Source organism: Cohnella lubricantis (genome assembly GCF_014212015.1).
GTDB classification, from domain to species: Bacteria; Bacillota; Bacilli; order Paenibacillales; family Paenibacillaceae; genus Cohnella; species Cohnella lubricantis.
Genome location: NZ_JACJVN010000053.1, coordinates 19,846 through 35,212 on the forward strand (window position 1 = coordinate 19,846; position 15,367 = coordinate 35,212).

Sequence of the window (15,367 nt, forward strand, 5' to 3'; positions counted from 1 at the left end):
CGGACAACCAGAAATGGTAGAATGGTTGATGGATAGGTTTGGCAGATAGGGCGGCAGATAGGACCGGCTCGGACGGGAGGCGTTATGAGCGATCGCAAGGCAGAAGAGGCGCAGAAGAGGGAGCTTCGCATCCGCCGGAATTTCAGCTTCCGGCTGAATTTATTCTTTTTTATCACATTCGGGTTGTTCTCGATGCTAATCGTTAGGCTCGCCGTCCTGCAATTCGTGGAGGCGGACGAGTTGAAGTCCAAGAAGAGCATTCTGACGACAGACAGCGTCCCGATCCCGCCGATCCGCGGGAATATCTATGATTCTGAGGGCCGGCCGATCGCTTATTCGGCGTCGACGCAGTCGCTGTATTACACGTTAAGGTCAAAAGTGAAGCCGGAGGACGCACTTGAATTGGCTACCCGAATTGCAGCTGTCTTCATGCAGTATGGAGATGCCTCCGCAGGCCAGATGACTCCGGAACAGATAGTGGAGAAGATGGACTTGAACGGCCGCACCCACAATCCTTATGAGCAGCGGCGAATTAAGTCTGGCTTAACGCAGAAGGAAGTCGCTTATCTGAGCGAGCACCGCGATGAGTTCAAGGATCTCGATATCGTCGAAGAGAGTATCCGGCAGTATTCCCCTGACCGAGTCGCCGTGCAGTTGGTCGGCTACATGAACAAGATGCAGGGCGCGAAGGCGAATATCGACTTCTATAAGACGATCAACGATGAGCAGGACGATCCCGCTCTGGAGTATCTCGATTTGGAGGACGTCGGCATCGATGGGCTCGAGCGAATGTATCAGGCAGAGCTTCGCGGCTTGAACGGCTACAAGACCTACGAGGTGGACAACATGAGCAAGATCGTCGGCGGCATGCAGCTGACGAAGCCGGTGAAGGGACAGAACCTGTATCTGACGATCAATCGGGCAGTGCAGCTTGAGGCGCAGGATGCGATCATGAAGCAGATCGAGCAAATCAAGCATTCGACGGCCAAGCAGCTTCAGGACGCGCAGCCGACGACCGGGTATGCGGTGGCGATGGAAGTGGATACGGGCAAGGTGATTGCTATGGCGAGCATGCCGGATTATGATCCGAATGTCTGGCAGGGCGGCGTCAGCACGGAGACGTGGAACCAGATTATGCCATTCATCGCGAACGGCACGATTAGGGAAGTCTATCCTCCATACACGGATTCGAAGGAACGGGCACAGCACCCCACATCGCTCGTTCCGCTCGGCTCTACGCAGAAGCCGCTCTCGATCTTGGTTGGTCTTAACGAGAAGCTCATAACGCCGAGCACACGGTGGACCGACCCCGGCTACTTCGCATTCGGAGCGAAGGGCTACGAGACGGAAGTCCAGAACGCAAGCCGAGCCGCGAATGGCAGCTTGACGCCGACGATGGCGATTGCCAAATCCTCCAACGCGTTCATGGCGGCGAATGTGGGCAATGCGCTTTATTATAGGGACGGCGACGAAGGCGTTGACATCTGGGACAGCTATATGAAGCAGTTCGGATTAGGCGTCAAGACGGAGAGCGGATTGCCGAGCGAGAGCTCGGGCACCATCGAGTACTACCACGAATTGGAGAGCGGCAGCGCGCAGTCGGCGCTGATCTATGCGTCGTTCGGCCAACAGGGCAAGTACACGACGCTGCAGTTAGCACAGTACGCTTCGATGCTTGCCAACCGAGGGAAGCGGATGCAGCCGCAGTTCGTTGAGCGGCGTACGGACTCGGACGGCAACGTCGTGGCTTCCTTCCAGCCGAATGTCCTGAGCACCGTGGATTTCCCTGATGTGTATTGGGAGACGATTGAGAAGGGTATGGATCAGGTAGGCGTTCAGGGCTTCGAGAACACGAACTACACCTTCCGAAGGAAGACGGGCACGTCCCAGCAGAAGGGCGTCGGCCAGCGGGAATTCGTCGAGAACGCGGTATTCATCGCCTACGCGCCTGCCGAGAAGCCCAAGCTGGCGGTGGCCGTCGTCGTGCCGGACGGCGGCTACGGCGGATGGGGAGCGGCTCCGATCGCGCGCAAGATCTTCGATGCGTACGATGCCGCTGTCGGGTTGACCGACGCGGGACCGCGTCAGCCAGCGGCAATTCCGGAGACTTCGTTGGCGTTCGGATTGTAGGATGTTATTGGCAGTGTTCAACGGCCGGCGCGCTTGCGGCCGGCCTCGCAGCCGCCTCTCGGCGAATCTATCAAAAAATTCGCTCTTAATCGAATAATTGATGGGTGACAAGGTTCGATAAAAACAGTAGAATATAGAGACTGCACTGTTGGTCAACTTCGAAGACAGCGCGCAGTCTCTTTCTATTCTCGCTGCATGTAGATTATTCAGCTAATTTAGCGAAATTTCGCATGACAGTGAACTTAACGGTTGGCTTCGACCATGTCACAAATCATAACATGGCAAATATACTTTGTGACATGGATATAACATTTATATTGCGCATATTACGCTATGCTGGTAATATCGTAATGATTCATCCTCTTTGGGTAAGATTAATCAATTTTACAGATCGCAAATGAGGATGGACCTATTTTTTTATGATAAGGGGAGGAAGGTTTAGCAATGACAGTGAACATGTTCAAGAAAGTCTTCGGCACGACGATGGCAGTTGCGCTCGTCGGCACTGCGCTTGTCGCATGCTCTAACAACAACAACAATGCTTCATCCTCAAGTTCTCCCAGCGCTTCGAGCTCTGCGAGCGCATCGGCGAGTGCCACGTCCTCGGGCGAACCGAAGGAATTCCGCTTCTCGCTGACGGAACCGCCTAGCTTGGATCCATCTCTTCTGAAAGACGCACAATCTATTATCGTTGGACAAGGCCTGTTCGAAGGTCTTACTAGATTGGATGCCGCTGGCGAACCGCAGCCTGCCGCAGCAACCAACTGGGACATCTCGGAAGACGGCAAGACGTACACGTTCCATCTTCGCGATGGCCTGAAGTGGAGCAACGGCGATCCGGTACTGGCTAGCGACTTCGAGTTCGCTTGGAAGCGTACGCTGGCTCCGGAGACAGCTTCTGACTATGCATACTTCCTGTACTACATTCAAGGCGGCACGGAATACAACGCCGGCGAAGGTTCTGCAGACGATGTAGGCGTCAAAGCATTGGATGAGAAGACTCTTGAAGTTAAACTGGCGAACCCGACTCCTTACTTCGTGAGCTTGACGGCTCACAACTCCTACTGGCCTGAGAACCAGAAGGTTGTTGAAGCGGATGAGGCGTGGGCTACCGAAGCTTCCACGATCGTTACCAACGGCGCCTTCACGCTGAAGGAATGGGAGCACAACGACCACCTTACGCTCGTGAAGAACCCGGACTATTGGGATGCGGCGAACATCCACTTCGATACGGTTAGCATCGCTCCGTTGACGGATGACGCGAACACCCAATACAACGCATTCCAAGCCGGCGACATCGACTGGCTCGGCGCGCAAGCTGGCTCGGTTCCGACCGACCATACCGCTCAAGATATCGCAAGCGGAGCAGCTCAAGTACAACCGGTTGCTTCCACTTACTACTATGAGTTCAATACGACCAAAGCGCCGTTCAACAACGCCAAGATCCGCAAGGCGTTCTCGCTCGCTATCGATCGTCAATCGATCATCGATAACATCACGAAGGCTAACCAAACGCCGGCATACGCCCTTGTTCCTCCGAGCATCGCGGGCGACGGCGGCAAGAAGTTCCGCGAACTGTATCCGGATACCAGCTTCGGCTCGACGAATGTAGAAGAAGCGAAGAAGCTGCTCCAAGAAGGTCTGGATGAACTCGGCATGTCCGAGCTGCCTCCAGTCACGCTCTTGTACAACACGGATGAAGGCCACCAGAAGATCGCTGAAGCTGCTGCCGATATGTGGCGCACGGCTCTTGGCGTAGAAGTAGACGTACAGAACCAAGAATGGGGCACCTTCCTTGAGACCCGTTCCGCTCAACAGTTCGACATCGCTCGCGCTGGTTGGGGTGCAGACTTCAATGATCCGATCAACTTCACGTATGACCTGATCTACTCGAAGTCCGGCAACAACAACGGTAAGTACAGCAACACTGAAGTAGACAAGCTGCTGGACGAATCGCTGATGACGACCGACAATGCGAAGCGCATGGAATTGATCGCACAAGCCGAGAAGATTGCCATGGCTGACGATACTGCTGTACTGCCGTTCTACTACTACACGACGGTAACGGAGATTAAGCCGGGCATCACTGGCGTAGAATCCGACTACGGCGGTCACCTGCACTGGGTTTACGGCGATATCCAACAATAATAGTAACTCCCGAGATATAACATCGAAGTAAGAGTGAGTATTGAGGGTATATATAGAAACTCTATATATACCCTCTTTCTTCCTGTAAACCTATTCTACACAAGGCAGGTGAGTTTGGTTGGTTGGGTATCTTGCCAAGAAATTTGTATTTATGTTCGTGTCCCTGTTCCTGCTGGTCACGACCACTTTCGCATTGATGAATGCGGTTCCCGGAAGCCCGCTGCAGTCGGAGAAGGCGCCGAGCGCAGCTGTTCAGAAGAACCTGGAAGCTTATTATGGCCTGGACAAACCGATCACCACGCAATACTTCATGTATCTGAAGAAGTTGGCTCATTTCGATTTAGGCGTCTCTATGAAAAAGCGATTCGTATCGGTTAACAAAATGATCTCCCAATCTTTCAAGTACTCGCTTAGGCTCGGTCTCGTGTCGATAGTAACCTCCGTGTTGGCCGGCTGTGCGCTCGGCATTATCGCGGCCCTATACCATCGCAAATTCCTGGACAACTTGGCTATGATTCTAGCGGTCATTGGATTGGCGATTCCCAGCATGGTCTTGGGACCGCTGCTTCAATACCTGTTGTCTGTCAAAATAAGCTTGTTACCCGTCACTGGATTGAAAGAACCGCTTGATTATATTTTGCCTACCCTTACGCTGTCATCCGTCTCGATCGCGTTTATCGCCCGTTTGATTCGTTCGACGCTGATTGAAGTTTTAAGCTCTGACTTTATCAAGACGGCGAAAGCCAAAGGCTTGTCCGGGCACATCATCGTCTGGAAGCATGCGATGCGCAACTCGATTCTGCCGGTTATTACGTACCTCGGATTCTTAGCGGCTAACGTTATTACCGGTTCGATCATTATTGAGCAAATCTTTGCCATTCCGGGCATGGGCAAGTTCTTCGTGTCTTGTATTACGGATAGAGACTATCCGCTCATTATGGGTACGACGGTGTTCTATGCGGTTCTCCTGATCGCATCCCGATTCATAGCCGACATCATCTACGCACTCGTTGATCCTCGCATGAGAACTTCTGTCGGAAGAGGAGGGAAATAAGCGGATGTCTCAAGAAATGAACGTTAATGTAACGCCAGGCGCCGGCTCGAATCCATTCGAGAAGATTGGCCGCGATCAGAACGGCGGCGAGCGAATCGTCCGCAAGAGCTTAACCGCGTGGCAGAACATCCGTAGGAACTTATATGAGAATAAGCTGTCCATGGTCGGTCTGTATTTCATTATCGCGATTGCGCTGATGGCTATCTTCGCCCCTTGGGTGACGGGACTGATTACCGGCTATAACTATTTTGCCAATGAATTGGCCAATGCGAACCAGCCTCCAAGCTGGGCGCACTGGTTCGGCACCGACGATCTCGGACGCGATATGTGGGTCAGAACGTGGAAGGGCGCGCAAATCTCGCTGTTCGTCGGTATTGCGGCTGCGTTGATCGACTTGGTCATCGGTATCGTCTACGGCGGCATCATGGGTTACTTCGGCGGCAAAGTAGACGAGACGATGAACCGGATAGCGGAGATTCTGTACGCCATCCCTTATCTGCTCGTTGTTATTCTGCTTATGGTCGTCATGCCGCAAAGCTTAACGACGATTATCGTCGCGATGTCGATTACCGGCTGGATCAACATGGCGTGGATCGTCCGCGGCGAGATTATGCGGCTCAAGAACCAAGAGTACGCACTCGCTTCGAAGGCGCTTGGCGCCGGCTCGATGCGGATTATTTTCCGTCATCTCATCCCGAACGCGATGGGTCCGATTCTCGTTACGCTGACCCTCACCATTCCGGGCGCCATGTTCACGGAAGCGTTCCTGAGCTTCCTCGGCATGGGCGTTAAATCGCCGGTTGCTTCGTGGGGTACGATGATCGATAACGGAAGACAGGCCATGACGACTTATCCATGGCGTATTATGTTCCCGGCTCTGTTCCTCGCGGTGTCGATGTTTGCATTGAACGTATTCGGTGACGGACTGCGCGACGCATTCGATCCGAAGATGAAGAAATAAACAACCATTCGGGAAGGAGGGACCTGTCTCAATGAGACCCATTCTTGAAGTGAAAGATTTATCCGTATCATTCGACGTATTCGGCGGCGAAGTGCAAGCGATCCGCGGTGTCAACTTCACGGTTAACGAAGGAGAGGCTGTCGCCATCGTAGGCGAATCCGGCTCCGGCAAGAGCGTGACGGCGCAGACGGTGATGCGGCTTATCGCAACGCCGCCGGGCCGGATCAAGAACGGTTCGATCATGTTTAACGGCCGTGATCTCTTGTCCTTATCCGAGAAAGAGATGCGCAAGGTGCGCGGCAACGAGATCGGCATGATCTTCCAGGATCCGATGACTTCGCTCAATCCGACGATGACCATCGGCAGCCAGATTACGGAAGGCCTGGTTAAGCATCAGAAGCTGAGCCATTCCGCCGCCAAGACGCGGGCGATCGAATTGCTGAAGATGGTTGGCATTCCGAATCCGGAGGTGCGCCTTAAGCAATATCCGCACAACTTCTCCGGCGGTATGCGCCAGCGGGTTATGATCGCGATAGCGCTTGCGTGCAATCCGGCTCTCCTGATCGCCGATGAGCCAACGACCGCTCTCGACGTGACGATCCAAGCGCAGATCATGGAATTGATGAAGGATCTTCAGAAGCAGATGAATACCTCCATCATTCTGATCACCCATGATTTGGGCGTTGTCGCCGATGTGTGCGACCGCGTCATCGTTATGTATGCAGGTCAAGTTGTGGAGACCGGAACGATCAAAGAGATCTTCCGCAACCCGCAGCATCCTTATACCAAGGGGCTGCTGAAATCTTTGCCTCGTCTTAACCAATCGAAGGACGAGCCGCTCATTCCGATTCACGGTACGCCTCCGGACCTGATCAAGCCGCCGCAAGGCTGCGGCTTCTGCAGCCGCTGCGAAGATGCGATGCGAATTTGCGCTACGGAAGCTCCGGAAGTTACCACGATCAGCGAGACCCAGATGGTTCGTTGCTGGCTCCAGGATCCTCGTGCGGCTAAAGGTGCAGGCATGGGCAAGGAGGAATCCGCATGAGTGACAATTTCGTAGAAGTCCAAGGCTTGCGCAAATTCTTTAACGTTGGGAATAACCGCATACTGAAGGCGGTTAACGATATTAGCTTCTCGATCAAGCAAGGCGAGACGCTCGGTCTTGTCGGCGAGTCCGGATGCGGCAAGTCGACGGCCGGCCGGACGATTATTCGCTTGTACGAGCCGACGGCCGGCAGCGTCACGGTTGACGGCGTCGAAGTGACGAAGCTGTCGAAGTCGAAGATGAAGGCGCAGCGCCGCAACATGCAGATGATCTTCCAGGATCCGTTCGCATCTCTTAACCCGCGGATGACGATTCTGGACATCATCGGCGAGGCGCTGGACATTCACGGCCTGGCCGGCAGCAGAGCCGAGCGCAAGCGCCGTGTCGAGGAGCTGCTCGAGCTGGTCGGCTTGAACGCCGAGCACGCTTCGCGCTTCCCCCACGAATTCTCGGGAGGACAACGCCAGCGGATCGGCATTACGCGGGCGCTGGCAGTCGAGCCGAAGTTCATCATCTGCGACGAGCCGATCTCCGCTTTGGACGTATCGATTCAAGCGCAGGTTATCAACCTGTTGATGGATCTGCAGAAGAAGATGGATCTGACGTACCTGTTCGTCGCGCACGATCTGTCGATGGTTAAGTACATGAGCGACCGTGTCGCGGTTATGTATTTGGGCAAGATCGTAGAGATTGCTAAGAGCGAAGATTTGTATGCCAATCCGCAGCATCCGTACACGACCGCCTTGCTGTCCGCGATTCCGGTTCCGGATATCGAGGACGAAGGACGGAAGGAACGGATCGTGCTGCAGGGCGATCTTCCGAGTCCGATCAACCCGCCGAGCGGCTGCCCGTTCCGGACTCGCTGCCCGGCGGCAACGGAACGCTGCGCGCAAGAAGCTCCGGAATTGCGCGAGACGCGCCCGGGACACTTGGCAGCATGCCATTATGCTTAATAAGATTCGACCGAACAACCCGGCGGCTTTGCCCGCTCGGGTTGTTTTATTATTGCTCACGGGTGGCGAGAGCAAATGTGTTCCTCCCCAAATGTGTTCCTCCCCTAATTGTGATAGAATAGCGAAGTGTAGCAAATGCAACTGGGCAGAGAGGAGTGGCTGTTATTGGCTGGGAAATACCGGCTTCTCGCTTTGGACTTGGACGGCACGACGTTAAACGATCGAAGCGAGATTAGCGCGGTCAATGAGGAATGGATTCGCAGGGCAAGCGAAGCAGGCGTTGCCGTGTGTATCTCGACTGGCCGCGGATTCCAAAGCGCGCTGCCCTTCGCGGAGCAGCTTAAGCTGGATACGCCGATGATCACGGTCAACGGAGGCGAGATCTGGTCTCGTCCGCATGAACTGCATCAGCGAACGACGCTTGCGAGGGAGAAGATCGAGCGGCTGCACCAGATAGCGCAACGATATCCAGACGTCTGGTTCTGGGCTTATTCGACGGAAGGCATCTACAACAAAGATAGATGGGTCGAGGATACATACGCGCAAGAATGGCTCAAATTCGGCTATTACACAGAAGACGAAGAAGCGCTGGGCCGCATACTGGCTGAGATTCGTGAATGGGAAGGCTTGGAGCTCAGCAACTCTTCTCCCTATAATATTGAAGTGAATGCGCAAGGCGTATCCAAAGCGGCGGCGATTGCCGAAGTGTGCCGCCTGTTAGGCTGCAGCATGACCGAAGCGGTGGCAGTCGGCGACAGCCTGAACGACCTGGCAGCGATTAAGGCGGTCGGTCTCGGTGTGGCGATGGGCAATGCGCAGGAGGAAGTGAAGGCGGCGGCTGACGTCGTAACCGGCGGCAATCTTGAGGACGGGGTGGCGCAGGTCATCCAACAGTATGTGTTGAGGGCGTGAGAAGCGAGTGGACATTATTGGTTGGATGATCGTCATCGCTTTGTTCGCAGTCGGCTTAGCAGGGGCGATCTATCCCATTCTGCCGGGAGCGCTGGCGATTTACGCGGCTTTCTTCGTATATGGACTATTCTTCTCGTTCCACTCGTTCGGCTTCTGGTTCTGGACGATCCAGACGCTGATCGTCGTCGTCCTCTTCGTGGCCGATTACGTCGTGAATGCATGGGGCGTCAAGAAATTCGGGGGTTCTAAAGCATCCGTCGTCGGGAGCACGATCGGGGTCATCATCGGACCGTTCGTCATTCCCGCTTTCGGACTGCTGGTCGGCCCGTTCGCAGGCGCCTTTCTAGGCGAGCTCATCCACGGCTCCCCCATGGACCGGGCGCTCAAAGTCGGCTGGGGCTCCTTGGTCGGCCTCTTCACCAGCACAGTCGTCAAAGTCGTCCTGCAAGTCGCGATGATCGTGCTGTTCTTCATCTGGTTGATTTAAGAAGTAGACTTTGACGGGAACAAACAGCGATCGTAGGCATGATTCACTTCTAACACGTCCACCACCAATTATGTAATCATTCAACAAAGGAGAGAGTCCGATGATCAAAGTAACGGTCTGGAACGAATTCAAGCATGAGCAAATTCATGAGGAAGTTCGCCAAGTGTACCCGGACGGCCTGCACAAGGCGATCGCCGACGGGCTGGAGCAAGAAGGCGGCTTCGCCGTCCGGACGGCCACCTTGCCGGAGCCGGAGCACGGCTTGACGAAGGAAGTGCTCGACGACACCGACGTCCTCGTCTGGTGGGGACATATGGCCCACGGCGACGTGAGCGACGAGATCGTCGAACGCGTGCATCAGCGGGTCATGGACGGTATGGGGCTAATCGTGCTCCATTCGGGCCATTTCTCGAAAATATTCAAGAAGCTAATGGGAACCGGCTGCGACTTGAAGTGGCGCGAAGCGAACGAGAAGGAGCGCATCTGGGTCGTCGATCCGGCGCATCCGATCGCGGCGGGCTTGCCCGAATACTTCGAGATCAAGCCTGAAGAGATGTACGGCGAGCACTTCGATATTCCCGCGCCGGACGAGCTCGTGTTCATCAGCTGGTTCGAAGGCGGCGAAGTGTTCCGCAGCGGCTGCACCTACCACCGCGGGCAAGGCAAGATCTTCTACTTCCGTCCGGGACATGAGACTTATCCGACCTACTACCATCCGCTCGTGCGACGCGTCATCGCTAACGGCGTCCGCTGGGCTGCTCCGTCGGGCGCGGCCAAGCCGGTACGGGGGAACCATCAGCCACTCGAAAAGTTGGGATGATTAATCAGCATGGTGAAGAAAGACTCGCTAATTAAAGGCACAGTTATACTCGCGGCGACCGCGCTGATCGCCCGGGTTCTCGGCATCTTTCAACGGGTGCCGCTGCAGCATGCGATGGACCACGAAGGCAATACCGCTTTCGGCCAAGCGAACAATATCTATCTGCTGCTGCTAGTCTTCGCGACTGCAGGAATTCCGACTGCCATCTCGAAGATGGTGTCGGAACGTCTCGTGCTTGGCCGCCGCGAAGAAGTGAACCGGATCTACCGGGCGGCGATACGATTCGGCGTCATTGCCGGCATCGTCATGACGGTGCTGCTTCTGATCGTTGCGCCGTTCTATGCCGAGCTGTCGGATAGGCCCGGATCGACGCTGGCGATTCAAGCCATCGCGCCGTCGCTGCTGCTGTTCCCTGTCATCGCTATGATGCGAGGGTATTTCCAGGGGCGGCAATTCATGATCGCGGGAGGCATCTCCCAGATCGTTGAACAGATCGCCCGCGTTGTCGTTGCGGTTGGCCTTGTCTATACGCTGCTAGGTTGGGGATACAGTAACCGAATCATGGCCGCAGGCGGCGCCTTGGGCAGCGTCTTTGGCAGCGTTGCCGCATTCCTCGTGATGCTCTGGTATGCGTACAAGCTGCGGGCGAGCGATAGAACCGAATCCGCATCGGCAGTGGACGGGCGTCGGGAGTATGTGTACAAGCCCGGCGAACCGCCCGTACTGTCTCGAACCCAAGATATTTATAAAGCTATCGTTCGTATCTCCATTCCGATTCTGCTGACCGCCATGACGGTACAGGTCATTTATCTGATTGACCAAACACTGCTCATTCCGTTGTCGCAATGGCGCTTTGATCCTGGCTTGAGCGAGATGTGGCTGGACGTGCTGATCAACAATGCCCAGTCGATCGCGGGCATTCCGCCTGTCCTAGCGGTCGCGCTTAGCACGTCTCTGCTGCCCATCATCTCGTCTGCATTCGCGGCAGGCGAACATGAGAAAGTGAAGCGGCAAGGCGGGCTTGCGATGCGGATCGCCGTCTTCTCAGGCCTGCCTGTTGTGCTTGTCCTGTCGATCGGCGCTTATGCGGTAGACCACTTCCTGTTCAAGACGGAGGAGAGCGACGCGATCGTCGGCTTCTTGTTCAAATCAGGCGAGGGAAGCGCGATCGTCGGCCTCCTAACAGCAGGGACGATCTTCCAGATTACGATGATGACGTCGAATGCCATCCTGAACGGACTTGGGAAGCAGCGTACCGCGATGCGGCATACGCTGACCGGTGTAGCCGTCAAGCTTGTCCTGTCCGTCGCGTTAACGCCGTTCTTCGGCGTCTACGGGCTGGTCGCGGCGACGAGCATCTGCTTCATCCTCGCAACAGTCTGGAACATGGTCACGATCCGCAGGCTGACCGGCATCAAGGTTCTTGGCGATCGTTGGCCGGGCTTCATAGCCGCTCTAGCGGTCATCATTGCAGCGGGAGCTGTTCTCGTCTACTTCGGGCTGCAATGGTTTGAGCCGCTTAGCTGGAGATGGCCTTACTTCTTCACGATCTGCCTGATCGGCTTGTTCGTCTGCGTCGCTTATCCGGTGCTGCTCTTCGCGCTGAAGGTCATCCGCGCGGAGGACGTCGAGAGCTACCCGGCACGCGTACGCAAGCTGATGCGTCCGTTCGCCAAGCTGCAGCGGAGCCGGGCGAACGGGTGACGCGACTCGCGGCTTAGCGTTGGCGGATGGTGTCAGCGCAGCAGCTTGTCCTTGGCCAGCGTAGCCGCCTGCAGCTTCCGCTGGCCGAGCTCGTGCTCGCTCGTCATGTCGAAGACGAGCGGGGGGCGGAGGCTGCGCATGTGGCGCAGCGAAGCAAGCCCGTCGGATCCGAGCCAGTCATAATCGTTCACCGGCCCTAGCGGCTGATCGTCCCATGCATCCTCCAGCCTGGGGCTGAACCATCGCGTGCCAGCGTTCCCGCCGGCGGTGCGGTCCGAATGATCGGGCCGGCCGCCGGCTTTAATTTGCACAGAATTCAGTCTTGCCCTCTCCTCCTTGACCCCCTGATCTTCCTGATCCGCCTGATCCGCCGTGAACAACGATGGCCAATAGTCAGCCCGCGACCCGCTGTGCGGCACCGCTTCGGCGAACGCCAATACGCCATTCAGCACCTTCGGGTAAGCGTACAGCATCGCATACAGGCTTTTGCCGAAGGCGATTCGCTCTGCCAGATCATCGAACCTCTCCAGAATCCGCCCGGCCAATCGCGGGATTCCCCCGGATCCGCCATCGGAAGGGGCGCCGAGCGGGAAGACAATCTGATTCAGCTGCAGCACCCGCTGGCTGAACATAGCGGCCGCGATCGCAGCGTCGTCCCGGTAGGTCGGGTCTTGAACGACTCGCCATTCGATCACATGCTGCTCGTTCACGATCAAGGCGGCCGTCAGCATCGCCGAATCGCCGTCGATCCGGAATCGCTCCCAGAACGGCGCCATGAAGGCGGAGACACCGAATGCGGGAAGCAGCGGGAACAGGTTCCGGCCGGTTCGGCGCGTCTCTTCATACAGCCGCAGCTGCGGGTAGGCATCGCGGAAGATCAGGGCGTTGCACGACTCCAGCATCCGGAAGACGGCTGCAGCCGTTCGAGCATCCAGCAGCTTGGGCAGCCACTCGCCTCTTAGATCCGTCATGGACCAGCCGCCGTTGCGCGAGACCATATGGGCGAGCAGCGCCCAATGAAGCTCCGGGTAAGAGCGGAACACGGACCAATAAGCAGCCGTTCTCGTTACGTTGTTGCGATTGCGGCGCTCAGTCTCCTTCCGAATGCGTTCCACAACGTCGTAAGCGTTCTCGTCATGCGGCGTCCAGGTTGGCCTGCCGCCACGGCGCCACTGCTGCCGAAGCTTGGTCTCGACGGCGGCGGCGGCTTCCTTGCGTATGCGCAGCGGCTCGCGCGGATGCGCCAGCCGAAGCGATCCGGACAAGGCGGTCCTCTTGCCGCGTATTCCGTTCATCAGCTTCATCGCGACTTCGATCAGATTGGCCGATTTGGCACTCTTCTCTTGCATATGCATCCATAAGTCCCTTCCTGTGGAGGAATATCCCTACAGGAAGGATATCCGAATCGGCCCTTGCTATCCTTAGGCATGCAGGTCTAAATGATCTTGCTTGCAAGATTGATCATATAGGAGGAATTTCCCACCGCCCGCCGAAATACTCTAACTTGGATCGCGAATCCTTCACGGAGACGTATCCGAGAACCTTAAGGGGGAATGATTCATGTCTCGCAAAGGATGGCGGCGTATTGCACTTGCCCTGGGAACGTTGATGCTGGCGCTGCTGGTAGGCTGCCAATCAATCGGCGGCTTTGATCCAGGTAAGATGATCGTTAATCAATTAAGCGTCAAGTCTATGGAGAGCAGCAGCACATTCGAGCTCCACTTCGACTGGGATGACGAAGCGCTCGCGCAACAGGATCCGGAGGCGGCCAAGATCGCGGACCTGTTCCGTACGATCACGCTGAAGAGCGATCATGCGATGGTCGATAAGGATGGCAATATAGCGATCAATGGGGAGCTCGCGTTCGCCAAAGCCGCGATTCCGTTCTCGCTTGCCCAGAATGCGGATTCTATGGTGCTGCAGATTGAAGGGTTCAAGCAGCCGATCGTCATCCAGTCGGGCGGCGGCGGCCTGTTCCCTATGGTTGAGGAGGATCAAGCTGATAACGAGGTCTATCAAGAGGCAGCTACTAAGATTGCCGGCGAGCTGGCTTCGTACCTTTTCGGACATGTGTCGAATCCTCCGGTGATGAACGTCGAGCAAGTGAACGAATCGGTTCACGGCGAGAGCTTGAATCTGACGAAGGTTCATGCGGAGCTGAACGGCGAACAGCTGGGCGGCCTCCTCACGGAGTTCATGACTTCGATCGCCAAGGATGAGGAAGGATTGCGGCAACTGCTGCAGCAAGTCATTCAGTTAGCGACGACGCTGCCGCCGGAAGTGCTGGAGGAGTTCGGATTCACGGCAGAAGAGGCGATTCCAACGGAGACGGAGCTCGACGAATTCGTGAAGGAGCTGATGGGCTCGTTCGCAGAAGCTCGCGATCAATTGCTGGCGGAGAAGTCGTCGCCGGAATGGAACGAGATTTTCAACGAGGGACTGACATTTAAGACAGATCTGTTCATTGACAGCGAGATGAATATCCGCAAGTCCGATCTGGAGATCGGATTGGGCGCCGAATTGTTCAAGGACTCGGAGATCCCGCTGGAGGGCGTAACGCTCCACAGCATGCAAGAGACGTGGAATGTGAACGGTGACGTTGAAGTGCCGGCGGCGGACATTCCGGATAACGCCATGAGCTTGTTCGACTTCTATCTGGCACAGCCTTATGAAGTGCTTCGCCAGATGGATCCGACTTCCAAGCTCTACGGCTTGCTGAAGAACGATCTGGAGATTGACGATCAAGAATTCACGGCCAGCTATTATATTACGGACGACAACGGCGATATTTACGTGCCGCTGCGGCCGACGCTTATCGACTTCGGAATCTATGATCTCACCTTCATCGGGAAGGGCAAATACATTCAATTCCGGGACGAAGCGATCCAGAGGACGCTCCAAGTGCAGCTTGGGACGAATGCCGCCAAGGTGAATGGACGGCCGCTCCAGCTGAAGCATGAGGTTCGCGTCGTGAACGGAGTAGGTTATGTGAATGCCGACGATCTGTTCGGCTTGATGGGGGCCGAGTATAGCGTCTCGAAGGATGAGAACGGGGACGAAGCGCTCTTCGTGACCAGAGACCTGTAACGAACGGCGAACCGTACGGCTAGCGTTCCTTGTTCAGGCTGCGGGGAAGGCGTATAATGAGGTCGA

The 15,367-nt window shown here is 55.9% G+C and carries 12 protein-coding genes; 11 read left to right on the plus strand and 1 reads right to left on the minus strand.

The annotated features are described in order from the left end of the window. Positions 1 to 84: 84 nt before the first annotated feature. The 10 genes from H4Q31_RS13290 (at position 85) to H4Q31_RS13335 (ending at position 12,214) form a co-directional block, all read left to right on the plus strand. Positions 85 to 2,130 carry a peptidoglycan D,D-transpeptidase FtsI family protein gene (locus tag H4Q31_RS13290; RefSeq protein WP_185179549.1) on the plus strand — a complete coding sequence of 682 codons (2,046 nt, stop codon included), beginning with the start codon at positions 85 to 87 and terminating at the stop codon, positions 2,128 to 2,130. Between the two features lie 444 nt (positions 2,131 to 2,574). Continuing rightward, positions 2,575 to 4,278: a peptide ABC transporter substrate-binding protein gene (locus H4Q31_RS13295; RefSeq protein ID WP_185179550.1), complete on the plus strand. Its 1,704-nt coding sequence runs from the start codon at positions 2,575 to 2,577 to the stop codon at positions 4,276 to 4,278. A 118-nt stretch (positions 4,279 to 4,396) separates the two neighbouring features. Beyond that, positions 4,397 to 5,332: an ABC transporter permease gene (locus H4Q31_RS13300; protein WP_185179551.1), complete on the plus strand. Its 936-nt coding sequence runs from the start codon at positions 4,397 to 4,399 to the stop codon at positions 5,330 to 5,332. A gap of 4 nt (positions 5,333 to 5,336) precedes the next feature. Continuing rightward, positions 5,337 to 6,293 (plus strand): ABC transporter permease, encoded by a 957-nt coding sequence (locus H4Q31_RS13305; RefSeq protein ID WP_245347326.1) that lies wholly within the window; start codon positions 5,337 to 5,339, stop codon positions 6,291 to 6,293. A gap of 31 nt (positions 6,294 to 6,324) precedes the next feature. Next, positions 6,325 to 7,338: an ABC transporter ATP-binding protein gene (locus H4Q31_RS13310; protein ID WP_185179552.1), complete on the plus strand. Its 1,014-nt coding sequence runs from the start codon at positions 6,325 to 6,327 to the stop codon at positions 7,336 to 7,338. Next, complete coding sequence (locus H4Q31_RS13315) at positions 7,335 to 8,291, plus strand: ABC transporter ATP-binding protein (protein WP_185179553.1); 957 nt, start codon at positions 7,335 to 7,337, stop codon at positions 8,289 to 8,291. The genes H4Q31_RS13310 and H4Q31_RS13315 overlap by 4 nt, the downstream gene beginning before the upstream one ends. 165 nt (positions 8,292 to 8,456) lie before the next feature. Beyond that, the gene (locus tag H4Q31_RS13320; protein ID WP_245347327.1) at positions 8,457 to 9,203 is read left to right on the plus strand and encodes a Cof-type HAD-IIB family hydrolase; all 747 of its coding nucleotides are present in this window, start codon (positions 8,457 to 8,459) and stop codon (positions 9,201 to 9,203) included. A gap of 7 nt (positions 9,204 to 9,210) precedes the next feature. After that, a complete protein-coding gene (locus tag H4Q31_RS13325) occupies positions 9,211 to 9,690 on the plus strand; it encodes a DUF456 domain-containing protein (RefSeq protein WP_185179555.1) in 480 nt (159 codons plus the stop codon). Positions 9,691 to 9,790: 100 nt separating this feature from the next. Beyond that, positions 9,791 to 10,510, plus strand: coding sequence for a ThuA domain-containing protein (locus H4Q31_RS13330; RefSeq protein WP_185179556.1), 720 nt, complete (start codon positions 9,791 to 9,793; stop codon positions 10,508 to 10,510). Positions 10,511 to 10,519: 9 nt separating this feature from the next. Further along, positions 10,520 to 12,214 carry a putative polysaccharide biosynthesis protein gene (locus H4Q31_RS13335; RefSeq protein WP_185179557.1) on the plus strand — a complete coding sequence of 565 codons (1,695 nt, stop codon included), beginning with the start codon at positions 10,520 to 10,522 and terminating at the stop codon, positions 12,212 to 12,214. A 32-nt stretch (positions 12,215 to 12,246) separates the two neighbouring features. Here H4Q31_RS13335 and H4Q31_RS13340 read toward each other — a convergent pair whose 3' ends face one another. After that, on the minus strand, positions 12,247 to 13,569 hold the full coding sequence (locus H4Q31_RS13340) for a DUF2515 family protein (protein WP_185179558.1): 1,323 nt from the start codon (positions 13,567 to 13,569) through the stop codon (positions 12,247 to 12,249). A gap of 205 nt (positions 13,570 to 13,774) precedes the next feature. Between H4Q31_RS13340 and H4Q31_RS13345 the strand changes: the two genes are divergently transcribed. Beyond that, positions 13,775 to 15,301: a stalk domain-containing protein gene (locus tag H4Q31_RS13345; protein WP_185179559.1), complete on the plus strand. Its 1,527-nt coding sequence runs from the start codon at positions 13,775 to 13,777 to the stop codon at positions 15,299 to 15,301. Positions 15,302 to 15,367: the final 66 nt, after the last annotated feature.

Excerpts from the sequence above, each read along its gene's own strand:
- H4Q31_RS13290 (WP_185179549.1), top strand. The coding sequence starts at position 85 with ATGAGCGATCGCAAGGCAGAAGAGGCGCAGAAGAGGGAGCTTCGCATC.
- H4Q31_RS13295 (WP_185179550.1), top strand. The coding sequence starts at position 2,575 with ATGACAGTGAACATGTTCAAGAAAGTCTTCGGCACGACGATGGCAGTT.
- H4Q31_RS13305 (WP_245347326.1), top strand. The coding sequence starts at position 5,337 with ATGTCTCAAGAAATGAACGTTAATGTAACGCCAGGCGCCGGCTCGAAT.
- H4Q31_RS13310 (WP_185179552.1), top strand. The coding sequence starts at position 6,325 with ATGAGACCCATTCTTGAAGTGAAAGATTTATCCGTATCATTCGACGTA.
- H4Q31_RS13315 (WP_185179553.1), top strand. The coding sequence starts at position 7,335 with ATGAGTGACAATTTCGTAGAAGTCCAAGGCTTGCGCAAATTCTTTAAC.
- H4Q31_RS13330 (WP_185179556.1), top strand. The coding sequence starts at position 9,791 with ATGATCAAAGTAACGGTCTGGAACGAATTCAAGCATGAGCAAATTCAT.
- H4Q31_RS13335 (WP_185179557.1), top strand. The coding sequence starts at position 10,520 with ATGGTGAAGAAAGACTCGCTAATTAAAGGCACAGTTATACTCGCGGCG.
- H4Q31_RS13340 (WP_185179558.1), bottom strand. The coding sequence starts at position 13,569 with ATGCATATGCAAGAGAAGAGTGCCAAATCGGCCAATCTGATCGAAGTC.
- H4Q31_RS13345 (WP_185179559.1), top strand. The coding sequence starts at position 13,775 with ATGTCTCGCAAAGGATGGCGGCGTATTGCACTTGCCCTGGGAACGTTG.